General features: G+C 61.8%; 20 protein-coding genes. 12 read left to right on the top strand and 8 right to left on the bottom strand.

All coding sequences use genetic code 11. The annotated features are described in order from the left end of the window. Positions 1–2: 2 nt before the first annotated feature. Positions 3–1823, bottom strand: coding sequence for an extracellular solute-binding protein (locus tag AC1RUK_RS11325; protein ID WP_481835567.1), 1821 nt, complete (start codon positions 1821–1823; stop codon positions 3–5). Between the two features lie 290 nt (positions 1824–2113). On the opposite strand from AC1RUK_RS11325, the gene AC1RUK_RS11320 reads away from it, so the two are divergent. After that, positions 2114–2743 carry an invasion associated locus B family protein gene (locus tag AC1RUK_RS11320; protein WP_006199773.1) on the top strand — a complete coding sequence of 210 codons (630 nt, stop codon included), beginning with the start codon at positions 2114–2116 and terminating at the stop codon, positions 2741–2743. 65 nt (positions 2744–2808) lie between these two features. Here AC1RUK_RS11320 and hspQ read toward each other — a convergent pair whose 3' ends face one another. Both hspQ and AC1RUK_RS11310 read right to left on the bottom strand, forming a co-directional pair. Beyond that, positions 2809–3132, bottom strand: coding sequence for a heat shock protein HspQ (hspQ, locus tag AC1RUK_RS11315; protein ID WP_436175018.1), 324 nt, complete (start codon positions 3130–3132; stop codon positions 2809–2811). A gap of 323 nt (positions 3133–3455) precedes the next feature. Continuing rightward, positions 3456–4667, bottom strand: coding sequence for a UbiH/UbiF family hydroxylase (locus AC1RUK_RS11310; protein ID WP_481835568.1), 1212 nt, complete (start codon positions 4665–4667; stop codon positions 3456–3458). Between the two features lie 102 nt (positions 4668–4769). Between AC1RUK_RS11310 and AC1RUK_RS11305 the strand changes: the two genes are divergently transcribed. From AC1RUK_RS11305 to AC1RUK_RS11270, 8 genes are all read left to right on the top strand, one after another. Further along, positions 4770–5657, top strand: a complete 888-nt coding sequence (locus AC1RUK_RS11305; RefSeq protein ID WP_481835569.1) for a DUF2182 domain-containing protein — start codon at positions 4770–4772, stop codon at positions 5655–5657. Between the two features lie 15 nt (positions 5658–5672). Next, entirely contained in the window at positions 5673–6287 is a 615-nt protein-coding gene (locus tag AC1RUK_RS11300) for a DUF1326 domain-containing protein (protein ID WP_481835570.1), read from the top strand. Beyond that, positions 6284–7126 (top strand): phosphatidylcholine synthase, encoded by an 843-nt coding sequence (pcsA, locus tag AC1RUK_RS11295; protein WP_345892425.1) that lies wholly within the window; start codon positions 6284–6286, stop codon positions 7124–7126. Before AC1RUK_RS11300 ends, pcsA begins: the two co-directional genes overlap by 4 nt. A 42-nt stretch (positions 7127–7168) precedes the next feature. Next, complete coding sequence (locus AC1RUK_RS11290) at positions 7169–8146, top strand: quinone oxidoreductase family protein (protein WP_481835571.1); 978 nt, start codon at positions 7169–7171, stop codon at positions 8144–8146. Positions 8147–8382: 236 nt separating this feature from the next. Continuing rightward, entirely contained in the window at positions 8383–9960 is a 1578-nt protein-coding gene (locus tag AC1RUK_RS11285) for an ABC transporter ATP-binding protein (RefSeq protein ID WP_481835572.1), read from the top strand. Beyond that, complete coding sequence (locus AC1RUK_RS11280) at positions 9957–11069, top strand: ABC transporter permease (protein WP_481835573.1); 1113 nt, start codon at positions 9957–9959, stop codon at positions 11067–11069. Before AC1RUK_RS11285 ends, AC1RUK_RS11280 begins: the two co-directional genes overlap by 4 nt. Continuing rightward, on the top strand, positions 11069–11989 hold the full coding sequence (locus tag AC1RUK_RS11275; RefSeq protein ID WP_006199782.1) for an ABC transporter permease: 921 nt from the start codon (positions 11069–11071) through the stop codon (positions 11987–11989). The genes AC1RUK_RS11280 and AC1RUK_RS11275 overlap by 1 nt, the downstream gene beginning before the upstream one ends. Before the next feature lie 49 nt (positions 11990–12038). Beyond that, the gene (locus AC1RUK_RS11270) at positions 12039–13106 is read left to right on the top strand and encodes a BMP family ABC transporter substrate-binding protein (protein ID WP_436175026.1); all 1068 of its coding nucleotides are present in this window, start codon (positions 12039–12041) and stop codon (positions 13104–13106) included. Positions 13107–13151: 45 nt separating this feature from the next. Here AC1RUK_RS11270 and AC1RUK_RS11265 read toward each other — a convergent pair whose 3' ends face one another. Beyond that, positions 13152–14258, bottom strand: coding sequence for an acyltransferase family protein (locus AC1RUK_RS11265; RefSeq protein WP_481835574.1), 1107 nt, complete (start codon positions 14256–14258; stop codon positions 13152–13154). Positions 14259–14630: 372 nt separating this feature from the next. Here AC1RUK_RS11265 and AC1RUK_RS11260 point away from each other — a divergent pair, with 372 nt between their 5' ends. After that, complete coding sequence (locus AC1RUK_RS11260; protein WP_481835575.1) at positions 14631–15074, top strand: hypothetical protein; 444 nt, start codon at positions 14631–14633, stop codon at positions 15072–15074. A gap of 142 nt (positions 15075–15216) precedes the next feature. Here the strand turns inward: AC1RUK_RS11260 and rimO are convergent, their stop codons facing one another. The 3 genes from rimO to AC1RUK_RS11245 all read right to left on the bottom strand — a co-directional run bounded on the left by rimO (position 15217) and on the right by AC1RUK_RS11245 (position 18014). Continuing rightward, positions 15217–16533, bottom strand: a complete 1317-nt coding sequence (gene rimO / locus AC1RUK_RS11255; protein ID WP_481835576.1) for a 30S ribosomal protein S12 methylthiotransferase RimO — start codon at positions 16531–16533, stop codon at positions 15217–15219. 184 nt (positions 16534–16717) lie between these two features. Next, complete coding sequence (locus AC1RUK_RS11250; protein ID WP_436175030.1) at positions 16718–17404, bottom strand: TerC family protein; 687 nt, start codon at positions 17402–17404, stop codon at positions 16718–16720. 202 nt (positions 17405–17606) lie between these two features. After that, positions 17607–18014, bottom strand: a complete 408-nt coding sequence (locus AC1RUK_RS11245) for a DUF930 domain-containing protein (RefSeq protein WP_481835577.1) — start codon at positions 18012–18014, stop codon at positions 17607–17609. 530 nt (positions 18015–18544) lie between these two features. Here AC1RUK_RS11245 and AC1RUK_RS11240 point away from each other — a divergent pair. Beyond that, positions 18545–19291, top strand: coding sequence for a helix-turn-helix transcriptional regulator (locus AC1RUK_RS11240; protein ID WP_481835578.1), 747 nt, complete (start codon positions 18545–18547; stop codon positions 19289–19291). A gap of 136 nt (positions 19292–19427) precedes the next feature. Next, entirely contained in the window at positions 19428–21602 is a 2175-nt protein-coding gene (locus tag AC1RUK_RS11235) for a TonB-dependent siderophore receptor (RefSeq protein WP_481835579.1), read from the top strand. 36 nt (positions 21603–21638) lie between these two features. Here AC1RUK_RS11235 and AC1RUK_RS11230 read toward each other — a convergent pair whose 3' ends face one another. Continuing rightward, positions 21639–22175, bottom strand: coding sequence for a DnaJ domain-containing protein (locus tag AC1RUK_RS11230; RefSeq protein ID WP_481835580.1), 537 nt, complete (start codon positions 22173–22175; stop codon positions 21639–21641). Positions 22176–22859: the final 684 nt, after the last annotated feature.

Below are 22859 nucleotides of genomic sequence, written 5' to 3'. Positions count from 1 at the left end.
ATTCAGTTCGCCTTGCGCCACCAGGTCGGCAGTTGATAACCGAATATGGGCGTCTTTTGCGGATGTTCCAGATAATTCCAGTAGGCGATCCACTGCTGGTCGTTGTGCTGCATCGGCACCATGTAATTGCCCGAGATCAGCAACCGATCGAGAACGCGCACCGCGGCGACATAGTCTTCCTTCGAACGTGCCCTCAGCATCGCATCGATCGCAGCGTCCACGGCCGGGTCGGAGACGCCGGCGAGGTTGAACGACCCTTCAGCCTTGGCGGCGGAAGAACCCCAGCGCCCGATCTGCTCGATGCCCGGCGACAGTGAGTTGTTGAAACCGCTCGAGCCGATCAACACCTCGAAATCGAAACGCTGCTTGCGCGACTGGATCTGGTCGCCATCGAGGCTTCGGATGGTGACATTGATGCCGATCTTCTCCAGCGTACGCTGGTAGATCGCAGCGAGGCGTTCTTCATCTTGCGATGAAGTCATGATCTCGAATCCGAAGGGTTTCCCCTCGGGATCGAGCATGGTCCCATCCTTGACGCTATAGCCCGCGGCCTTCAGCAGGTCGAACGCCGCCTTCAACTCCTTGCGGTCCTGGCCCGAGCCGTCGGTGATCGGCGGCCGCCAGCTGCCGTCCATGACGTCGGCCGGAACGCGGTCGGGGTAGGGCGCCAGCAGCGCCTTCTCCCTGTCGTCGGCCGGATGGCCGAGCGCCGAAAGTTCGGAATTCTGCCAGTAGCTCATGGTGCGGTTGTATTTGCCGCCGAACAGGTTCTTGTTGGCCCATTCGAAGTCGTAGAGCATGCCCAGCGCACGCCGCACCACCGGGTTGGAAAATTTCTGCAGCCTGGTGTTGAACAGGAATCCCGTCACCACCGGCGGGATGCCGGTGTCGAAGGTTTCGGCCACCACATCTCCCTTGCGAAAGGCCGGAAAGTCCATGTCGCGCTCGCGCTTGACCGGATCGGTCTCGTCGTCGATGGCACAGATGCCTTTCTTGAACGCTTCGGTCTTGGCGTTGGCGTTCAGGAAATATTCGATGGTGATCTGATCGTAATTGTCGAAGCCGCGCTTGGCGGGGACATCCTTGCCCCAGTAGTCGGGATTGCGCTTGAACACGATGCGCTGGCCGGGCTGCACCTTGTCCACCCTATAGGGTCCGCTGCCGATCACCGGCTTCAGCGTCGACTTGTCGAACGTCTCCTTGTCGAAGGCATGCTTCGGGACGATCGGCGTCAGCGCGATGATCAGCGGAAACTCGCGGTCGGCCTTGTCGTTGAAGGTGAAGCGCACGCTGTGGTCGCCGGTCTTTTCGAGCTTGGCGATCTTGGCCATGCGGTCGCTGTAGGGCGGGCGGCCCTTGTCGGTGAAGACGTCATAGGTGAACAGCACGTCCTCCGGCGTCACCGGCTGGCCGTCCGACCATTTTGCATTGGGGTTGAGGTGGAACTCGATGCTCTTGCGCTCCGGATCCATGTCGGCGCTGTCGGCGAGCAGCCCGTAGAGGCTGAACGGCTCGTCGTAATTGCGCTGCATCAGCGGCTCGAAGACCAGATTGCCGTAGATCGTGTCCATCATGCCGCGCGCTGTGGTGCGCAGGCTTTTCAGGATGAACGGGTTGAGATTGTCGAAGCTGCCGACGACGCAATAGGTGATGCTGCCGCCCTTCGGCGCATCGGGATTGACGTAGTCGAAATGCGTATAGTCGGCCGGTAGCGCCGGTTCGCCCTGCATGGCGATGGCATGCCTCGGTTCCGACACGGCCGGCCGGAGCGAAACGGTCAGAAACGAGATCGCGGCGATCAGCCAAACGAGAACGCGGCCCATGACCGTCTCCTTGCAGGCGGCTTTGTGATTCGCTGTGCACCCTAGAGCATTTCAAGCAGGGATTGAATCGCTCTGCGGGAGAAGAGTTCGGCCTGCGGTGACGACCCTTGGCGCAGGACCTGAGCGCGGCATCTTCGCACCAAGAATCGCCGAGAACGGGCTGGATTCGACATCGCTGGCAGTGTAACACGCGCACCGAAGTCATGCTGTTGCCTCATTTCGGCAACAGGTAGCTGGACCACGCGGCACGAAGCGGCCGGTTCCGGGATCATTGAGAGGAAGTACACCATATGAAGAGCCTGAACAGCAACGCATACCGCCTTTCGGTTATGGCCGCAGGCGTGGTCGGCTTTCTGGGCGCTGAGCTTCCCGCTGCTTCGGCACAGCAGCAACAGCAGATTCCGCAAGGCTGGTTCAAGGCCTGCACCAAGCAGGAAGATGTCGATATCTGCAACGTCCAGAACATCGTCACCGCCGGCAACGGCCAGCTGGTCACCGGCGTCAGCCTGATCGAGCTGAAAGGCAAGGTGAACCGCAAGGTGTTCCAGGTGACGGTTCCGACCGGCCGTCTGGTGCCTCCCGGCATCGGCCTGCAGATCGACACCGGCAAGGCGCAGAAGCTCGACTACGTGATCTGCTTCCCCGACCGTTGCGTGGCCGAAGTGCCGTTGACCGACCAGCTCGTCTCGTCTTTCAAGAAGGGCCAGGCAATCACGCTCACCTCGGTCAATTTCCAGAACCAGCCGAACCCGATCAAGGTCGCGCTGACCGGCTTCAGCGGCGCCTATGACGGCCCGCCGCTGCAGCAGTCGGACATCGAGGACCGGCAGAAGAAGCTGCAGGACTTCGTGGCCAAGAACAACCAGGACTTCGCCAAGAAGCTCAAGGAAGAGCAGGACAAGGCGAAAGCCGCCAACTGATCACCGGGACTATCCCGGGCCATGAAAAAAGCGGGGCATGCCCCGCTTTTTTATTGCCCCCCGCGTCAGTGTCTCAACTGACGTTTCGGCTGGTAGCGGCCATCGGGCCGTTTGTCGAACATCTCGCCGATCTGCGGATGCCGGATCGGTTCGCCCGACTGGTCCTCGAGCAGGTTCTGCTCGGACACATAGGCGATGTATTCCGTCTCCGAGTTTTCAGCCAGCAGATGGTAGAAAGGCTGGTCCTTGCGCGGCCGCACGTCGGCCGGGATCGCCTCGTACCACTCCTCGGTGTTGGCGAATTGCGGATCGACATCGAAGATCACGCCGCGGAACGGAAACAGCCGGTGGCGGACCACTTGTCCGATCGAGAATTTGGCCGTTTTCATCGTACTCACCACTTAAGTCTCTAGAGCAATTCCAGGAAAAGTGCGTAGCGGTTTTCCGTCCGGAATTGCGTAAAACAAACACCTAGAGCGGATCGGCGATTCTATCAAAAGCTGAACCGCTCTACGGCGGCGCAGGGACGCCCTAAGACCTTGAATCTACACAACCCGCCACCAAAATCGAGCCCGACTTTAGGGTGGGTGCCTATTTGGCGCAGGCGCCCGGTCAATTCAATCCCGAAGCGCTTGACGTCTGGTCAAGCAACGGACCAGCCGGCAAAGAGGTTTCGGAACGGGGCAAGAATGTCCGATGTCGTCGGTCTCATTTACCGGCGGACCTGTTTCCTCAGGCCGCCGGCCAGCGCCTGAAAGCCGCTGCCCGGTCGCAGCCCTTCGCGCATGAAGAAGGCACGTAGCGGTGCGAAGCTGCCTAGCACGCTGAGACCGGCGCTGCGCGCCATCTGCGCCGGCAGCATGTCCGACAGCAGCGACCTGTTGAGCAGATTGACCGCGCCGCTGCGCGCCAATATGTCGGGCCGCCGTCTGGAATCATAGGCCGCAAGGCTCATCCTTGACCCCGGGTCGGATCGATTTTCGCAAGCGATTCCAATTAGGTCGTCGATATCCCTGATACCGAGATTGAGACCTTGTGCGCCGATCGGCGGGAAAACATGCGCGGCTTCACCGACCAGCGCGACGCGGTTCTGCGCGAAACGCCCGGGGGACGCCGCCGACAGAGGATAGACCTGCCGGCCAGGCTCGACGGACACCCGGCCAAGCATCGACTGCATCTGCTCTTCGACGCGCTGCGAAAGCGTGTCGTCATCGAGCGCCGCAAGCTCCTTCGCCGTCTCCGGTTTTACCACCCAGACAAGGCTGGAGCGGTTGCCGGGCAGGGGAACCTGCGTGAACGGACCGGTTTCGGTGTGGAATTCGGTCGAGGTGAATGCATGCTCGCTGCGATGGCCGAAATTGAGGACGAGCGCTGCCTGCGGATAGGACCGTACGGAGGCGGGGATGCCTGCCGCCTCGCGCGCCGGCGACAGACGCCCATCGGCGGCAACCGCCAGCGATGCCGAAACCTCGCTGCCATCAGCCAATGTCGCATGGGCATGGCCGGCGTCGAGGCGCCAGTTTTCCACCATCGACTTGCGCCAGTCGATGCCGGAATGCGCGGCAACCGCCTTGGCAAGCGCTGGAAGGAGGGCGCTGTTGGGCAGGTTCAGCCCGAACTGCTCTTCGCCGATCTCGCTGGCGCGGAAGGTCACGACCGGGCTGCGGATCAGCCGTCCCGTTGCATCGACGATGCGCATCACCTTCAGCGGTGCCGCCTTTGGCCTGAGGTCGGCGAGCACGCTGAGCCGCTCGAGCACCGCGAGTGCAGGGTTCATCAGGGCGGTGGTGCGACCATCGGCGCCGGCTGCTTCAGGGCCGACCAGCGTCACCGGAAAGCCTGCTTCAGCAAAGCCGAGCGCGGCGATCAGCCCGGCCGGGCCGCTGCCGGCTACCAGTATCCGCGCTGTTTCCTGATGGTCCAATTTCGGCTTCCGGATCGCAATTGAGGCCCAACCGGCCGCCAACTTGTATAGGCCCGATCATGCGGCTTGATCAACGCGGCGATTCGGCCCATTTCGATTGCCATGAGCGACGACTTCAGCCATCTCGACCGGGCCGGCCGCGCCACGGCAAGTGTCGTGCGCAACCTCCGGCTGACAGTGACCGTCAGCGTTGGTATCGGAATCGCCCTTGCCTGGGCCATCCTAGCCGCGATGGCGATCCGCAGCGCCCAGGGCCGCATTGCCGGCGCCGATGCGCCCGGCGATGCGGTGCTCAGATATCTGCCGCGGCTGCCGCTGCCGGATTTTCTCGACCGTTTCTTCGCTCTTTGCGTCACGCCTGCGCCGCTTGCCGGATCGGCAGGGATGCAAGCCCTGGCGCTCATGTCAATGTGGTTCCTGATGGCGGTGGCGACGATGCTGCCTTCGGCAGCGCCCATGATCCGCACCTATTGCGAGATCGCCGACACGGCGCGGATCAAAAGCGAGCCCGTCGTCCACCCGCTTGTTCTGGTCGCCGGCTATCTCGGCACATGGCTGGTTGCGTCGGCACTGTTCGTCGCATTGACGCTCTGCGTCCACGCCATCGCTGCCTCCGGTCAGATGCTCGATCCGGCGGTCGGAACTGCCGGCGCGCTCGCCTTGCTGATTGCCGGCCTCTTCCAGTTCAGCACCCTGAAGGAAGCCTGCCTGACAAAATGCCGGAACCCGTTCTCGGTCCTGTTTGCCAACTGGAGCGCAAAACCCTTGCGCATCTTCAGGCTCGGCATGGAGCAAGGCGTGTGGTGCCTTGGCTGCTGCTGGGCGCTGATGCTGGTGATGTTCGCCGTGGGCGCCATGAACATCTTCTGGATGGCGCTGATCGGCCTGTTCACCCTGATCGAAAAACAGACGGCAGGCAGGATGCCAAGCCGTGTCGCCGGTGCGATACTGCTTGTGTGGGCAACCGCGCTGCTATTAGTCTCGGCCTGAGGGGGAGAGAATTCGATGAGCGACCGAGGCTGGGCAATGAAAGGAGAGCTCGTACTCTCCTGCAATTGCACGGTTTTTTGCCCTTGCGTGTTGTCTCTCGGCGGCCATCCGCCGACCGAAGGTTATTGCCAGACCTGGGCAGGCTTCCGCATCGACGCCGGCCATTTCGGAGAGGCCGACCTCTCCGGCCTCAATCTCGGGCTGATCATGGAAATCCCCGGCTACATGAGCCGCGGCAATTGGACCGCAGGCCTGTTCATCGACAAGCGCGCCTCGGTCTACGCGGTCAAGGCGCTGACCAAGATCTTCACCGGCAAGGCCGGCGGCACCACCTCGCTGCTCTCAATCCTGGTCGGAAAATTCCTCGGCGTCGAACAGGTGCCGATCAGCTATGAGACGCGCGACAAGACGCGCATCTTCCAGATACCGAAAATCATCGACGGGGCGGTGACGCCGGTTCCTGGCAAGGATCGCGAGAAGGATACGGTGATCAGTAACTCCGAATATTGGATCGCGCCCGAGATCATCGTGGCGAAGTCCGACAAGAGCAAGATGCGCGCCTTCGGTCGCAACTGGAACTTTGCCGGCCGCTCGGCCGAAATCTGCAAGCTGGACTGGCGGGGCCCGTGAGCAAAAACACATCGGCAAGGAAAACGGCCAAGAAAATTGCAGACCGAATTCCGCGACCGAAAAAGAAAGTCACCTGGCCGCAGGCGCGCGCGTTTTCAGTCCATCTCCTGACCGCGTCGGGCTCGTTCCTGGCCTTCCTGTCACTGGTCGCCGCAAGCGAGCAGCGCTGGACGGCGATGTTCTGGTGGCTCGGCCTGGCACTGTTCGTCGATGGCATCGACGGGCCGATCGCCAGGAAGCTCGAAGTCAAGGAAATCCTGCCGACCTGGTCGGGCGAAATGCTCGACAACATCATCGACTATGTCACCTATGTGCTGATCCCGGCCTTCGCGCTCTACCAGCGCGGCTTCATGGGCGAAAAGCTGTCGTTCCTGTCGGCGGCCATCATCGTCGTGTCCAGCGCCATCTACTATGCCGACACCGGCATGAAGACGAAGGAGAATTTCTTCAAGGGCTTCCCGGTGGTCTGGAACATGGTGGTGTTCACGCTGTTCGTCATCGAACCGGGACAATGGGTTTCCTTCGGCGTGGTGGTTGCGGCCGGCATTCTCACTTTCGTGCCGATCAACTTCATCCATCCGGTGCGCGTGGTGCGGTTGCGGCCGATCAATCTCGGCATGACGCTTTTGTGGTGCGCCTTTGGCGCTCTGGCGCTGGCGCAGGCCGCGCTCGCCGCCTTCTACGACCAGATCGGCGTGCTCGGCGAACAGGTCAGCGACTTCACCAAGATCGGCATCACCGTGACCGGACTTTACCTCGCAAGCATCGGCGCTATCATGCAGTTCTTTCCAAATCTCGGCGCCAAGCCCGGCGCCGGAAAGACTGACCCCAAAGACTGACAGCCGCCCCAGGGCGAGCCGTGTCCCAAGAAAGACCAATCGATGCCCAAAGCAGTCCGTATCCACGCCCATGGCGGTCCGGAGGTTATGACCTATGAGGACGCCGATCCGGGGCAACCCGGCGCCGGACAGATCCTGATCAGGCACACCGCGATCGGCCTCAATTTCATCGATGTCTACCATCGCTCGGGCCTCTATCCGCCGCCCGGCGGCTTTCCGCTGATCCCAGGCGGCGAGGCGGCCGGCGAGGTGCTGGAAGTCGGTGCCGACGTCGACTGGCTGAAGCCGGGCGATCGCGTCGCCTATGCCGTCAATGTCGGCGCCTATGCCGAACAGCGCGTGGTTGCCGCCGACCGCGTTGTGAAAGTGCCGGACGGCATCAGCGACGAGCAGGCCGCGGCCATGATGCTGAAGGGCATGACGGCCGAGTATCTCTTGCGCCGCACCTTCAAGGTGAAGGCAGGCGACACCATCCTGTTCCATGCGGCGGCCGGCGGCGTCGGCCTGATCCTCGGACAATGGGCCAAGCATCTCGGCGCGACCGTCATCGGCACCGCCAGTTCCGCCGACAAGATCGAGCTCGCCAGGGCGCACGGCTTCGACCATGTCATCAACTACAAGGAGCAGGACTTCGTCGCCGGCGTCGCCGCCGTCACCGGCGGCAGGAAATGCGATGTCGTCTACGATTCCGTCGGCAACGATACGTTCCCGGCCTCGCTCGACTGCCTGAGGCCGCTCGGCATGTTTGTCAGCTTCGGCCAGTCGTCGGGGCCGATCCCGCCTTTCTCGATGTCGCTGCTGGCGCAGAAGGGCTCGCTGTTCGCCACCAGGCCGACGCTCTTCGTCTACAATGCCAAGCGCGAGGACCTCGAAGCCTCCGCCGCGGCATTGTTCGACGTCGTGCTCAGCGGCGCGGTCGAGATCAGGATAAACCAGCGCTATTCGCTGAGGGACGCGGGCAGGGCGCATTCCGACCTGGAAGGGCGCAGGACGACAGGCACGACCATTCTCGTCCCTTAGTCCCGTCTGCCTTGCTATCCATTAGAGCGACGTGCGTCCGCTTGGACGCGCAAAGTACGCTCTAACACTTTGAGCCAGCGCATCGTGCTTTCCGAAAATCGATTTCGATTTTCGGGCCGATGCGTTAGGTTTCCGCTGAAATTCTTGAAGCTCTTTCAAGTCGTGTGCCGCTTTCCGACGGGAGGCGGCAGCGCATACCATGCTTGCGGGAACACAGAACATGTCTGGCAAACCAGATGGGAGGCACTGTGAGTGCAAATCATGACAGCACGACCCTGCTTGAGGTTCGTGGCCTTACCAAGATATTCGGCACGCTGACGGCGTGCGACCATGTCGATCTCAACATCGCCAAGGGTGAGATCCACGCGCTGCTCGGCGAGAACGGCGCCGGCAAGTCGACGCTGGTCAAGATGCTGTTCGGCTCGCTCGAGCCAAACTCGGGCGAGATCTTCTGGAATGGCCAGGCGGTCAGGATCACCAGTCCGGGCGCCGCCAAGAAACTCGGCATCGGCATGGTTTTCCAGCATTTTTCGCTGTTCGAGGCGCTGACCGCGGCCGAGAACATCGCACTGTCGCTGGACGACGGTTCGCCGATCAGCAGCATTGCCGCCAAGGCGAGGGCGCTTTCCTACAGCTACGGCCTGCCGCTCGATCCGGAATCGCTGGTTGGCGATCTCTCGGTCGGCGAACGCCAGCGCATCGAGATCATCCGCTGCCTGCTGCAGACGCCGCAGCTGATCATCCTCGATGAGCCGACCTCGGTGCTGACACCGCAGGAGGCCGACAAGCTGTTCGAGACGCTCGAGCGGCTGCGCTCGGAAGGCAAGTCCATCCTCTACATTTCGCATCGGCTGGAAGAGGTGAAGCGCATCTGCGACCGCGCCACCGTGCTGCGCCACGGCAAGGTGGTCGGCCATTGCAATCCGCGCCAGGAAACCGCTTCATCGCTGGCCCGCATGATGGTCGGCAACGAGGTGAAGGCAGTGGTCCGCGCGCCGGCGGAAGGCATCGAGACCGCGCCGGCCCTGCTCGATATCCGTGGGTTGACCCGCAAGCCGGCAACGCCGTTCTCGATCCCGCTCAAGAACATCAATCTCTCCGTGCGCGCCGGCGAAGTGATCGGCATCGCAGGTGTGGCCGGCAACGGCCAGGGCGAATTCTTCGAATCCGTCTCCGGCGAGGTGCTGCAGCAGGATGCCGGCTCGGTGCGCATTCGCGGCAAGGACGCCGGCGGCCTCTCCATCACCGGCAGGCGGCTGATGGGCGCTGCCTTCGTGCCCGAAGAGCGGCTCGGCCATGGTGCAGCACCCCGCATGAAGCTTTCGGAGAACCTGCTCCTGTCGCGCCACGCCACCGACGGCAAGGCTTTTGTCGGCTCCGGCGGCATGGTCAAGAGCGCTGCGGTCTACAGCGCCGCCCAGCGCATTATCGAAGCGATGGACGTACGCAAGAGCGCGCCGGATCCGGAAGCCGCGGCACTTTCCGGCGGCAATCTGCAGAAATTCATCGTCGGTCGCGAGCTCGACCGCAGGCCGAGCGTGATGGTGGTCAACCAGCCGACTTGGGGCGTCGATGCGGGTGCGGCCGCGCACATCCGCCAGGCCCTGATCGAACTGGCCCGCAGCGGCTCGGCCGTTCTGGTGATCAGCCAGGACCTCGACGAATTGTTCGAGATTTCGGACGCCATCGCGGTCATGCACAATGGCGAATTGTCGAAGCCGCTGCCGATCGCCGAAGCCACATTCGAGAAGATCGGACTGTTGATGGGCGGTGCCGAACCCGGCCACGCCGAACACACGCTGGAGACGGCATGATGCGCCTCGAACTCGTCAAACGCCCGCAGCGCTCGATGCTGTTTTCGGCGCTGTCGCCCTTCATCGCCTTCGGGCTGACGATCATCGCCGGCGCCGTCATGTTCGCGCTGCTCGGCGTCAACCCGTTGAGTGCGTTTCGTATCTACTTCATCGAGCCGATCAGCCAGGTCTGGCAGCTGCATGAACTGGCGATCAAGGCAGCACCCTTGATCCTGATCGCGGTCGGCCTGTCGATTTGCTACAAAGCCAACATCTGGAACATCGGCGCCGAGGGCCAATTCGTCCTGGGCGCCATTGTCGGCTCGATGATCCCGGTGCTGTTTCCTCAGTTCGAGGGACCGCTGGTGCTGCCGCTGATGCTTCTGCTCGGCATGGTCGGCGGCGCCGCTTATGCGGCAATCCCGGCTTTGCTGAAGGCGCGCTTCGGCACCAACGAGATCCTGACCAGCCTGATGCTGGTCTATGTCGCGCAGCTCTTCCTCGACTGGCTGGTTCGTGGCCCATGGCGCGACCCACAGGGCCATGGTTTCCCGCAGACCATTCAGTTCAACGACTCGGCCATCCTGCCGGAATTGATGCCGGATGCCGGCCGCGCCAACTGGGGCTTCGTCTTTGCGCTGGTCGCGGCAGTGGCGATCTGGATCCTGATGAGCCGCATGCTGAAGGGTTTCGAGGTCCGCGTGCTCGGCTCGAGCCCGAGGGCAGGGCGCTTCGCCGGCTTCGGCCTCAACCGCATGGTTTTCTTCGCCTTCCTGCTGTCGGGTGCGCTGGCCGGACTTGCCGGCATATCGGAAGTCTCCGGCGCCATCGGCCAGTTGCAGCCGGTGATTTCGCCAGGCTATGGCTTCACCGCCATCATCGTGGCCTTCCTCGGCCGGCTCAATCCGCTCGGCATCGTTGCCGCGGGCCTGGTGCTGGCGCTGACCTATCTCGGCGGCGAGGCAGTGCAGAGCGCGCTTGGCATCTCCGACAAGGTGGCGCGTGTATTCCAGGGCATGCTTTTGTTCTTCGTGCTCGGCTGCGACACGCTCATTCACTACCGCATTCGTCTGATCGGACTGGCCGCGCCGAAACTCGAGGCCGCACCGAAGTTGAAGGAAGCCCGCTGATGGACATCACCGTCAACATCCTTTTGACCATCGCCACGGCGGCAACGCCGCTGCTGATCGCTGCGATCGGCGAACTGGTGGTCGAACGCTCCGGCGTGCTCAATCTCGGCGTCGAAGGCATGATGATCATGGGCGCGGTCGGCGGCTTCGGCGCCGGCTACCTCACCGGATCGCCATGGATCGGGCTGCTCGCGGCGGTCGCAATGGGCGCTGTGTTCTCGCTGCTGTTTGCCGTCATGACGCTGTCTCTGGCCACCAACCAGGTGGCGACAGGCCTGTCGCTGACGCTGCTCGGCCTCGGCCTGTCCGGCATGATGGGAACCAGCTTCGTCGGCCAGCCCGGCGAGCGGCTGCCCAACCTCGACATTCCCGGCCTGACGTCGATCCCGGTCGTCGGCAGGCTGCTGTTCGGCCAAGACCCGATCTTCTACATCTCGATCGCGCTGACCGCCGCCGTCATGTGGTTCCTGTTCAAGACCCGCACCGGACTGACGCTGCGCTCGATCGGCGACAGCCACACCTCGGCGCATGCGCTTGGCATCAAGGTCATCCGCTACCGCTATCTCTCGGTGATCTTCGGCGGCGCCTGTGCCGGCCTTGCCGGCGGCCACCTGTCGCTGGTCTACACGCCACAATGGGTTGAGAACATGACCGCTGGACGTGGCTGGATAGCGCTGGCCCTGGTCGTCTTCGCCTCCTGGCGGCCATGGCGGGTGCTGGCCGGCGCCTACATCTTCGGCGCCGTCTGGATCGGCCAGCTTCATGCACAGGCTTTCGGCATTCCGGTGCCTTCGCAACTGCTTTCTTCGCTGCCCTATCTGGCAACCGTCGTGGTTCTCGTTCTAATCTCGCGCAACAAGCGTCTGACGATGATGAACACGCCGGCTTCCTTGGGGCAGCCATTCGTTCCGGATCGTTGACAATAACAAAGACGGGAAGCTCCAAGGCTTAACTCAGAGAGGTAACACAATGAAAAAACTGCTTATTGCCCTGATGACCACAACCGCCGCCCTATCGCTGGCGGTAACCGCCGAGGCCGCGGACAAGCTCAAAGCCTGCTGGGTCTATACCGGCCCGATCGGCGACTTCGGCTATTCCTACCAGCATGACCAGGGCCGCCTCGAAGTGGAGAAGGCGCTCGGCGACAAGGTCGAGACCGCCTATCTCGAGAACGTCTCCGAAGGCCCCGATGCCGACCGCGCTTTCGAGCGCCTGGCGCGCGAAGGCTGCAAGATCATCTTCGGCACCTCCTTCGGCTTCATGGATCCGGAAGTGAAGGTTGCCAAGAAATTCCCCAAGGTGATGTTCGAGCACGCCACCGGCTACAAGACCGGCGACAATCTCGGCATCTACAATGCGCGCTTCTACGAAGGTCGCTATGTGCTCGGCCAGATCGCCGCAAAGGAATCGAAGGCCGGCGTTGCCGGTTACATCGTTTCCTTCCCGATCCCTGAAGTGGTGATGGGCATCAACTCCTTCATGCTCGGCGCGCAGTCGATCAACCCGAACTTCAAGGCCAAGATCGTCTGGGTCAATTCCTGGTTCGATCCCGGCAAGGAAGCCGACGCCGCCAAGGCGCTGTTCGACCAGGGTGCCGACATCATCGTCCAGCACACCGATTCGACCGCTGCCCTGCAGGTGGCGGAAGAGCGCAAGCTGCACGGCTTTGGCCAGTCCTCCGACATGATCAAGTTCGCGCCGAACGCGCAGCTGACCTCGCTCACCGACGAATGGGGCCCGTACTATATCAGCCGCGTCCAGGCCGCGCTCGACGGCACCTGGAAGCCGGGCAATGTCTGGCTGGGCATCAAGGACGGCGCCGTCAAGCTCGCGCCCTTCACCAACATGCCCGACGACGTGAAGGCGACGGCCGAGGCGACAACGAAGAAGATCGCCGACGGCTGGAACCCCTTCACCGGGCCGATCGCCAAGCAGGACGGCACGCCGTGGCTGAAGGACGGCGAAGTCGCCGACGACGGCACGCTGCTCGGCATGAATTTCTACATCAAGGGCGTCGACGACAAGCTGCCGCAGTAAGCGCAAGAAAACTCAAACGAAAAGGGCGCCGCGAGGCGCCCTTTTTCATTCGGCGGGTTGCGCATCGGTGGAGGCGCGCCGAAATCGCGCCAGCGTGACCTCAACCGCGCGGCCAAGCCAGGTCTTGAGCGTGCGTTGGACCGGTCGCTCGAAATAGCGCCAGATCGCCCATGAAACAAAGAGCATGAGGGCGACGCAGCCCAGGGCGGCGGCCCATTTGCCGACCAGCGGTGCGGCGGCATTGATCGCGAGATAGCCTATGTTCTGGTGCAGAAGGTAGAGCGGATAGGTCAACCCGCCCAGCGCCGGCGTCAGCGCGGACGGCCCGACATGGCTGCGCAGCAGAACGCCGCCGATCAGCATGGCATGCATCGCGAGATTGGCGATCACGAGATGTGGCTGCGAAACGGCGAGGCCATATTCGTTCAGCATCCAGTCCCGCGTCACCGATATCGTGCTGCAGGACAGCAGGAAGGAGGCCGCCAGCAGCAGCAGGGCCACCGGTGACCGGCCATGCGCATGGATATGGTGGACCAGTACGCCGGCGGCAAAGAACGGGCCGAACTCGGTGATCAATAGCAGCCTTATTGCGCGACTGCCGATGAAGAACTCGTTCAGCGCCGAGATCGCCAGCCAGATGAAGATCAGCTCCAGCTTGCGTTTCTGGAAGATGCCGGTGATCAGAGCGAGCGTCACCCATCCGTAGAAAACCAGCTCAAGCACGATCGACCAGTAGACGCCGTCCATGAACGGTTGGCCGAAGGCCGGCGCAAACATGGACAGGTTGGCGGCATATTGAGCGAAGGAGGTTGAAAACAGCGGTTCGCCGACAGAAAGGATGACGATGAAGGTGATCGTCATGCAGAGCAGAAAGCCCGGATAAAGACGCACGAAGCGCGCCATCGCGAACTGTTCCCAGTTGCGGCCTTCCGCCGACCAAGCGATGACGAAGCCACTGATCAGAAAGAACAGATTGACGCCGAGATAGCCATAAATGGCGAACGGCGCCATCAGCGGATAGCCCTCGACGAGAGCACCGCCAGAGGCCGCGCCGCGAAAGAAATAGTGGAAGATGACGACAGCCAGCGCAGCCGCCAGCCTCAACAGGTCCAGCGAAGCGATGTAATCCTGCCGCGCCGGTCTGGCGTGCATGCGACCCCCCCCGCACTGACAGTTTTGCAACCATTAATGCGGATCGCGGCCGAATGGGTTAAGACCCCGGAACTATCGCCGGTTGTAGTAAATGCGGCGAGGTTGAAACGGCGTCAGACCGCCGAGCTGTAGAGGTCGCAGGCGTCGCGCGCTCGATCTTGAAGGATCGCTCGACGGTCTTTCGCCAAGTGTTTGAGGCCCCGCCTGGCGCCGGCCGCTTTTGTGCGTTCCATGTCTTCGCGCCCCAGGCGCAAGGTCTCAGACACGGCTCCGTGACCGCCTTCACATACTTCAATGGCTTTTGCTTCCATGCTGATTAAGCGGCCCGGACGAAATCGGCCGGCGCGACAAGCGTCAGCAGGGGGAAGTCTCATGCAATTGAACAAAAAACTCTTAGCGATCATCGGGAAACGCATTCCCGCCATCTACGACGTCATCCCGCGCGGACCACAGGGGCGGCTTGTGCAAATCGCACTCAATCCTCAGCCGCTCCCGCCTCACGAACTGGGTGCCGCAATCGCCGACGAATTCGTCCGCTGCGCGTGGTTCGCCGAGCGAGGCGGGCTCGATATGCAAGCGTTGTTGAGCGACCTTGACGATTGGTGCCCCACGCGACCGAAGATACCGAAGCTCCCCCCGTGGTGGGGGCCATTTCCAGATCCGGAGCCGCGACCCGATTGGTTCGTGGACTATCATTTAGGCTTTGCCGCACGCCTGTCGGTAGTCGCAGCCGAGTCGACGGACATGCGACTGGATAAGACCCTCGATCAGGTGATCGATCGGTCCCTGGCTGCAATCGAGGCGGTGAAGCTCTGACGAAACGCACCATAGACTACCGAGGTGTGTGCCAGAAAATCTGAGGGCGCTGGGGAGGCGCCCTTTCGGCGGCTTCCGGTGGCGCACCGGTCCGCCCTAGATCCTGAGCCGGCTTCGTATCGCCCGTTCGAAAATGTTGATTCTAAACCGCCGAGCCATAGAGGTCATAAGCATCGGCACGGTCGATCTTGACGGTGACGATGTCGCCGGCGCGCAGCGGGCGGCGCGACTGGATATGCACCGAACCGTCGATCTCCGGCGCGTCGTATTTGGTGCGGCCCTTGGCAGACGTGCCGTGCGCCTCGTCGATCAGCACCGGCAGGCGCTTGCCGACCTTCTTGGCGAGCTGCGTCGCCGAGATCTTCTGCTGGCGCTGCATGAAGCGGTGCCAGCGTGCTTCCTTGATCTCTTGGCGGACCTGTTCGAGGCCGAGATCGTTGGAGCGCGCGCCCCTGACCGGCTCGTATTTGAAACAGCCGGCGCGATCGATCTTGGCCTCGTCCAGCCAGTCAAGCAGCATCTCGAAATCCTCGTCCGTCTCACCGGGAAAGCCGACGATGAAGGTCGAGCGGATGGCGAGATCGGGGCACACATCGCGCCAGCCGCGGATGCGCTCCAGCGTCTTTTCGCCATGTGCCGGCCGGCGCATGTTCTTCAGCACCTGCGGCGAGGCGTGCTGGAAGGGAATGTCCAGATAGGGAAGGATTTTCCCCTCGGCCATCAGCGGGATGACGTCAGCGACATGCGGGTAGGGGTAGACATAGTGCATGCGCACCCAGATGCCGAGCTTGCCCAATTCCTCCGACAGATCGAGGAACTTCGCCCGCACCTCGCGGTCGCCGAACACGCTGGTCTGGTACTTGATGTCGATGCCGTAGGCGCTGGTGTCCTGCGAGATGACGAGGATCTCCTTGACACCGGCCTTGGCCAGCTTCTCCGCCTCGCGCAGCACGTCGGCCGCCGGGCGTGAGACGAGGTCGCCGCGCAGAGCGGGAATGATGCAGAAGGTGCAGCGATTGTTGCAGCCTTCCGAAATTTTCAGATAGGCGTAGTGGCGCGGCGTCAGCTTGACGCCCTGCGGCGGCAGAAGATCGATATAGGGATCATGGCTGGGCGGTGCCGCCTCATGCACAGCGGCCATCACGCTCTCATAGGCCTGCGGCCCGGTGATGGCGAGAACGTTCGGATGCTTCTCGCGGATGACATCAGGCTCGGCGCCGAGACAGCCGGTGACAATCACGCGGCCATTCTCGGAAAGCGCGGAACCGATGGCGTTGAGCGACTCGTCGCGGGCCGAATCGAGGAAGCCGCAGGTGTTGACGACGACGAGATCGGCGCCGTCATGCTTGCGGGCGATCTCGTACCCCTCGGCGCGCAGGCGCGTGATAATGCGTTCCGAATCCACCAGGGCTTTCGGGCATCCAAGACTGACGAAACTGACGCGGGGGGCTGCGGACATTTGCGGTTTCCAATGGACGCGGGCCGGAAACCCTGAGGTCCGGCCCGGAAGTCCCGATGCATATCGATCTTGTGAGCTCTCGCGGGAGCCTAATTTGCGCGGCGCAATAGCACAGTTCCGCAGTCAAGCAAACCGGCGATCGGTTCGTCGCGACGCGAGCCGACCGCCCTGCAAGGGGCCGGGCTCAATGATGGCTCGGTCCGAACCAGGGCGCCAGGAACGCAAACTGTTCGGGGAACTGCTGCACGGCACCATCCAGAAACATCTTCACCGCGACGTAGAGGATGATCAGGAGGCCGATATAGGCAATCCAGCGGTACTTGTGCAGGAGGCGTGCGACAAACGAAGCGGCGAAGCCCATCAGCGCAATCGACAGCGCCAGGCCGATGATCAGCACCGTCGGATGGTCCATTGCCGCCCCGGCGACCGCAAGGACGTTGTCGAGAGACATTGAAACGTCGGCAATGACGATCTGCCACGCCGCCTGAGCGAAGGTCTTGCGCGGTCCCTTGCTGCCAATCCTTCCGTCTTTGTCGTAGTCGACATTGGACAGCGATTCCGTCGCATCATGTTCCTGCTCGAGGGTGACACGCAGCTCGCGCCACATCTTCCAGCACACCCAAAGGAGCAGCAGACCGCCGGCGATGAGGAGCATGGGGCCGATGGCGAGCAGCCACTGCGTGATCAGGGCGAAGAAGATGCGAAGCACGGTGGCCGCCGCGATGCCGACGAGAATCGCCTTCTTGCGCTGGTCGGAGGGAAGACCGGCCGCGGCAAGGCCGATGACGATGGCGTTGTCGCCGGCAAGTACGAGGTCGATGGCGATGACCTGGAGCAGGGCCGAGAGGCCTGCGGCGGTGAAGATTTCCATCGGCTGGAGGCCCTTTGCTTGTTCGCCGAGTGTCGGTCGTCGAATGTCCAGACGCCGTAACGTGTATGGTTCGTGCGCGTCAAGGGATTGCAGGGGACAATGTCGGACGCCTGCCTTGCCGCATCCGCGATACAAGGCAAGCAGCACTGTCGCCGAAGGGCGCCAAGGCCCGCAAATGCCAGGGATCGGGGGTTAGAGAATTCTAGTCGTAGAGATTGTACTTCGTCCAATCGGACTGCGGAATTTCGTCGCCGATGCGGTAGCGGAGCTGCAGCACCTGCATATGGTCCGGTGCGGTCTGGCACTTGAATTTCAGCCGATACCACTGCCCCTTGCTGCGAAAGGCAGCCCCTGGGCTTCTGATCGCGTCGGTACCCATTTCCGGGGTCGCGAAGGCGTAGGCGACGACGCGATCCGCCTTGAACTTGTGGTCGTCATGGGAAATCCGGTCCAGCACCTCTGCATCGCAGCGCTGTTCGAGTCGGGTCTGTGGATCGAGTTTCAGCAGGCCGGCGCGTAGCGCGCTATCCATCGCGCTGGCCGGCCACGCCAGCATCAGGGACGCCAGCACCATAAGGCAGAGCTTTTTCATGGGCGCGACAAGCAGCATATTTCGTCCGAGAAATCAACCAAGCGCGATCGCAAGCTTTGCCCTGAAACCATCGGGAAAGCAGGCGCGGAACGGACGGACGGCAAGGGGTCAAGTTCAACTCGCCTGCCAATTCTGCATCGTGTATATTCGCCTCCAGCACCTTCGCAGAAGGCGCTTGTTCGCGGGCAAGGATGATCTCCCGCCACAGCGTCTGGCTACTCGCCACGGGGTGATTTGGATGTGAGCTTGATCACATCTCACGCGCAGCAGATGCGAGATGATGCGCTCCGATCCGTGACGTCAGCACTGGAGGCGACAATGCGGGCAACCATTTCAATCCTCGTTCTGGCAGCAGCACTGGCGGCGTCGAATTCGTCGCTTGCCGGCTAGAGTCTCGATCAGGTGAGGGGAAAGCGTCTCCTTCGTTCCGCGCATGGAAAGCCGCATTCAGGGATTTTCCGTCATTGGCGGTTTGAAATGCCACGTCTGGGACGGCGCGGTTGCCGACCTCTGGGATGTTTCATGCGCGGACAAGGCGGAAGGCTTCTATGTCTCTCCCGACCCCCGGCTGTTTGCTCAATGTCGATGGCGACGGCGCCTTCTTCGTCGAAGGGGCCAAGGGCGAAGCGCGCCGCCACGACCGGGCCTTTTCCATGGCCTATATTCCGGCCGGCGTGGCGATGCGTGGCCGGGCCGAGGGACTGCGCCGGATCAGGCATCTCGACCTGCATTTCGACGCCGCAGCCCTGACGCGCCGCTTCGGCCGCGGCCTCGATCGCGAGGCTTTGCCGGTGTCGCGCTTCCAGTTTCGCGACGACCGGATCGCTGCGCTTGCCGGCCTGATCGCCGCCGAATGCGACACTGGCCAGAAGCTGCATGATCTCTACGGCGAGGGCCTGCTCAACGCCTTGTTCGCGAGTCTTTTCCAGATAGACCGGCCGGTTGCCGCGTGGCAACGGGCGCCATTGTCCCGTCGCCAGCTGCGTCTGGTCACCGACTACATAGACGCGCATTGCCTGGACAGGATCCGTCTCGCCGACCTCGCCGCGCTGACCGGCCTGTCCGAAACCGCGACAAGCCACGGCTTCAAGGCGGCGACGGGCGTGCCACCGCATCGCTGGCAGATGCAGGCGCGGATCGGCAGGGCACAGGCGATGATGGCGCATGATGCCGCCTCGCTCGGCGACATCGCCGAGGCGACCGGGTTTTTCGACCAGGCCCATCTGACGCGGCTGTTCAAATCAGTCGTCGGAGTGACGCCGGGCATCTGGATGAAGAGCGCCGGCCGCCAGTGACATTTCCGCAACATGACACTGCGATGTCAGCCGTTTGGACAAGAACCGACAAACCGCCCAATTCCATCCAATGACCCGCAGATAAGTTGAGATAAATTATCAAGTATCTCAATTTCGACAGGCGGGACCTTTCCTTATGAGCAGAATTCACCGGATGAAGTCGCTTCTGGCTGGCAGCGTCGCCGCTGTCGCGATGCTCCCGCCGATGGCCGCGTTCGCGCAGACTGCGCAAACCAGCACCCAGCTCGAACCGGTGCTGGTCGAGGGCGAGGCGGGAGATAGCGCGACCGGGCCGGTCGACGGCGTCGTCGCCAGGAAGACGACGACCGGCTCCAAGACGGCGACCGATCTCAAGGACATCCCGCAATCCGTCTCGGTGATCGGCCGCCAGGAAATCGATGACCAGGGCGCGCAGAAGGCCGACGAGGCACTGCGCTACACCGCCGGCGTTTTCGCCCAGCCTTTCGGCCCCGACAGCGACACCAACTGGATGTTCATTCGCGGCTTCCAGGCGACGGACACCGGCGTCTACATGGATGGGCTGCAGCTGTTCAGCTACGGCTTCGGCGGCTTCTATGTCGACTCGTTCGGATTGGAACGCATCGAGGTGCTGAAGGGCCCAGCCTCGGTGCTTTATGGCGGCAGCAATCCGGGCGGTCTGGTCAACTATGTCAGCAAGCGGCCGGATTTCGAGCGCAAGCGCTATGTCGAAACCGGTGTCAACGATGCCGGCAATGTCTATCTCGGCTTCGATGTCGGCGACGTGGCCAGCAATGGCGCCGTCAGCTACCGGATGACGGGCAAGGTCGCCGGCGGCGACACCTACAGCGATCTGCAGGACGGCTGGCGCGGCTTCATCTCGCCAAGCATCAGCTGGAAGCCGGACGAAGCAACAACGCTGACCATTCTGGCCAACTACAGCCACATCGACGAGAACCACAATGGCGGCGGTTTTCTGCCTTACGAAGGTACGGTGACGGACCGGATCGTCAACGGCGTGGACTACGGCCGCATCGACCCCGACGCCAATTTCACGGAACCGGGCATCGATCTCTACAAGCGCGAACAAGGCTCGATCGGCTACGAGTTCGAGCACACTTTCGAGAATGACTGGACGGTGCGCTCCAACATGCGTTTCACCGCCGCCGATATCAGTGAGGTCAATGTCTACCCCAACGGGTGGGCGAGTGCGACGCAGCTGAACCGCATCAACTTCGGTCACGACACCGACGCGATGACGTTCCTGTCGGACCTGCAGATCGAGGGCAAGGTGGAGACCGGCCCAATCGAACACACGCTGCTGGCCGGCATCGACTACAAATACTACAACATCGACCAGGTGCAGTCGTCGGCCCTCTTCGGAACGACCCCACCGATCGACGCCTTCGACCCTGTCTATGGTGCGCCGCTTACAGAGCGCGTCAGCTATCTCAATCAGGATCTGACGCAGAAGCAGCTCGGCTTCTATGCGCAGGACCAGCTGCGCTTCGGCGACGGCTGGCTGGTAACGCTGAATGGCCGCTATGACCGTGGCTGGCTCGAAGCCGACAATCGCCCGACATATTACTCGGCGAGTTCCACCAGGCAGAACAGCACTGTTGGCGATTTCTCTGGCCGCGCCGGCCTCGCCTATGAGTTCGCCAACAGCGTAACCCCCTATGTCAGCTTCGCCACCTTCTTCAACCCGATCATCGGAACCGACGCGAACGGGAATCTGTTCAAGCCGGAGGAGGGCGTACAATACGAGGCTGGCATCAAATACGTGCCGACCTTCATGGATGGCCTGTTCACCCTGTCGGTGTTCGACTTGACCCGTCAGAATGTGCCTTCGAACGTTACTCTGTTCACACAGCTGCAAACCGGCGAGGTGCGCTCGCGCGGCGTGGAGCTGGAAGGCAAGGTGAACGTCACCGAGGATTTCCGGGTAACGGGTGCTTTCACCGCCTATGACATCGACATCACCAAGGACGAAGATGCGGCGCTGATTGGGAAGACACCTTTCATTGTGCCCGAAGTCATGGCCTCGGCCTCCGTCGACTACACTTTCCGCGGCGGCTGGTATGACGGTTTCTCGATCGGCGCCGGCGTGCGCCACATTGGCTCCTCATGGGCCGACAATGAGAACACGTCGAAGGTGCCGGCTGTCACGCTCGCCGACCTGAAGCTCGGCTACGAGAAGAAGGACTGGGGCGTCGATCTCAACATCACCAATCTCTTCGACAAGACCTATGTCGCCAGCTGCCAGGGCCTTGCCGTATGCAGCTACGGCGAAGGCCGGTCGTTCAAGCTGAAGGCGCATACCAGTTGGTGACTACCCAAGGGGGACGCCGGCGACGAGCCTTCCGCGTCAGCCTGTATGGTCCAGTAGTCTGGTGGTGGTGTCAGGACGATGTTCGGAATTGGCGCGATCGATGCCGTCTACGGTGATCGCGAACATCCCGTTTTCGATCCTTGCAATCCAGCCCTTTGCTTTTAGATACCAGAGATGAAACTCCAAGTGTTCACGCGGACAGCCTGATAAGCGTTCGAGTTCTGTATCGCCAATGCCGGGATTGTTCACGTCTTGCCGGCGTTTGACATAAAGAAGCGAGAGCACTTTGGCCTGAATGACGACGTCCCGTTCGATGCCTTTGGTGTTGCCGGCTTCCTCAGTCAACTCGCGCCGAAGGTTCAAATGGTCTTTATACTGAATGTCATATTGCGCACGCTTGACCGGATCTCTGAGCGTATTGTGGGCCTCCACGATTTCGCTGAAGCGTGCTTCATCACCGGTATTTTGATTGTCGGGATGGTAACGCATAGCAAAATGACGAAATATCCGTTCTATCGTTTCCGAGTTGGCGTTCGGGCTGATTTCCAGAACTTCGTAGTAGTCAATGAACATAGTGGCGCCCCCACGACATCGCTATTGCGCACACCGGCGGGCCTCCGCCAGAATCCGCCGAGCGGAGCGCAAGTTGTCTTAGAGTGTTTGGTGAGCCCACTGCGCCCCTCCCGACTTCAACCACGCCGTAATATCAGCATAAAGCTTGTACGAACTCTTTACGAAAGTCGCAGGTCGGACCTCTGCCGCCATTGCTCAGACCTCTCGCATCAGATTAGAGGACTTCGGTTGAGCCGGCATGATACAAACGTCGACAAATCCGCACCGTCGTCGCCATCATGGTTGTCGCTGCAAGTGGTTGATTCCTCCGGGATGTAAGTTCTGGGACGTGCCACGGTACCGCTTAGCATCTATGCGCATAGGCTGCCTTGTCAGCAGGAAGGCGCCGCAGCGGTGGTTGACGCCGCCCTCAATGCCGCTCTACAGGAATGAAGAGCGAACCGGTCGGGAACGCCTTCGGTGCCAATCCGGTGCCAACTGCTCGAACTGACCGAAAGCGACAATCTAAGTGATTGAAAAATCACATTGGAGGGATGGCCGAGCGGTTTAAGGCACCGGTCTTGAAAATTAAAATTGGAACTGGCCTAACGATTTGAAATACAAAGGCAATTTAGCCGAAAGAGCATGAATTTTGCGCCCCTTTTGCGCCACCGCGCAAAGTCAAGGCGCAAAGCGGGGCAAAAG

Source organism: Mesorhizobium monacense (assembly GCF_056781675.1).
The sequence above is the reverse complement of the archived record's forward strand: the minus strand, read 5'-3'. Positions and strand labels throughout refer to the sequence as shown.

What these genes read in the sequence shown, in the direction of transcription:
- AC1RUK_RS11325 (WP_481835567.1), bottom strand. Translation starts at nt 1,823, where the DNA reads ATGGGCCGCGTTCTCGTTTGGCTGATCGCCGCGATCTCGTTTCTGACC.
- AC1RUK_RS11320 (WP_006199773.1), top strand. Translation starts at nt 2,114, where the DNA reads ATGAAGAGCCTGAACAGCAACGCATACCGCCTTTCGGTTATGGCCGCA.
- hspQ (WP_436175018.1), bottom strand. Translation starts at nt 3,132, where the DNA reads ATGAAAACGGCCAAATTCTCGATCGGACAAGTGGTCCGCCACCGGCTG.
- AC1RUK_RS11305 (WP_481835569.1), top strand. Translation starts at nt 4,770, where the DNA reads ATGAGCGACGACTTCAGCCATCTCGACCGGGCCGGCCGCGCCACGGCA.
- AC1RUK_RS11300 (WP_481835570.1), top strand. Translation starts at nt 5,673, where the DNA reads ATGAGCGACCGAGGCTGGGCAATGAAAGGAGAGCTCGTACTCTCCTGC.
- AC1RUK_RS11290 (WP_481835571.1), top strand. Translation starts at nt 7,169, where the DNA reads ATGCCCAAAGCAGTCCGTATCCACGCCCATGGCGGTCCGGAGGTTATG.
- AC1RUK_RS11285 (WP_481835572.1), top strand. Translation starts at nt 8,383, where the DNA reads ATGGGAGGCACTGTGAGTGCAAATCATGACAGCACGACCCTGCTTGAG.
- AC1RUK_RS11280 (WP_481835573.1), top strand. Translation starts at nt 9,957, where the DNA reads ATGATGCGCCTCGAACTCGTCAAACGCCCGCAGCGCTCGATGCTGTTT.
- AC1RUK_RS11275 (WP_006199782.1), top strand. Translation starts at nt 11,069, where the DNA reads ATGGACATCACCGTCAACATCCTTTTGACCATCGCCACGGCGGCAACG.
- AC1RUK_RS11270 (WP_436175026.1), top strand. Translation starts at nt 12,039, where the DNA reads ATGAAAAAACTGCTTATTGCCCTGATGACCACAACCGCCGCCCTATCG.
- AC1RUK_RS11265 (WP_481835574.1), bottom strand. Translation starts at nt 14,258, where the DNA reads ATGCACGCCAGACCGGCGCGGCAGGATTACATCGCTTCGCTGGACCTG.
- AC1RUK_RS11260 (WP_481835575.1), top strand. Translation starts at nt 14,631, where the DNA reads ATGCAATTGAACAAAAAACTCTTAGCGATCATCGGGAAACGCATTCCC.
- rimO (WP_481835576.1), bottom strand. Translation starts at nt 16,533, where the DNA reads ATGTCCGCAGCCCCCCGCGTCAGTTTCGTCAGTCTTGGATGCCCGAAA.
- AC1RUK_RS11250 (WP_436175030.1), bottom strand. Translation starts at nt 17,404, where the DNA reads ATGGAAATCTTCACCGCCGCAGGCCTCTCGGCCCTGCTCCAGGTCATC.
- AC1RUK_RS11245 (WP_481835577.1), bottom strand. Translation starts at nt 18,014, where the DNA reads ATGCTGCTTGTCGCGCCCATGAAAAAGCTCTGCCTTATGGTGCTGGCG.
- AC1RUK_RS11240 (WP_481835578.1), top strand. Translation starts at nt 18,545, where the DNA reads ATGTCTCTCCCGACCCCCGGCTGTTTGCTCAATGTCGATGGCGACGGC.
- AC1RUK_RS11235 (WP_481835579.1), top strand. Translation starts at nt 19,428, where the DNA reads ATGAGCAGAATTCACCGGATGAAGTCGCTTCTGGCTGGCAGCGTCGCC.
- AC1RUK_RS11230 (WP_481835580.1), bottom strand. Translation starts at nt 22,175, where the DNA reads ATGTTCATTGACTACTACGAAGTTCTGGAAATCAGCCCGAACGCCAAC.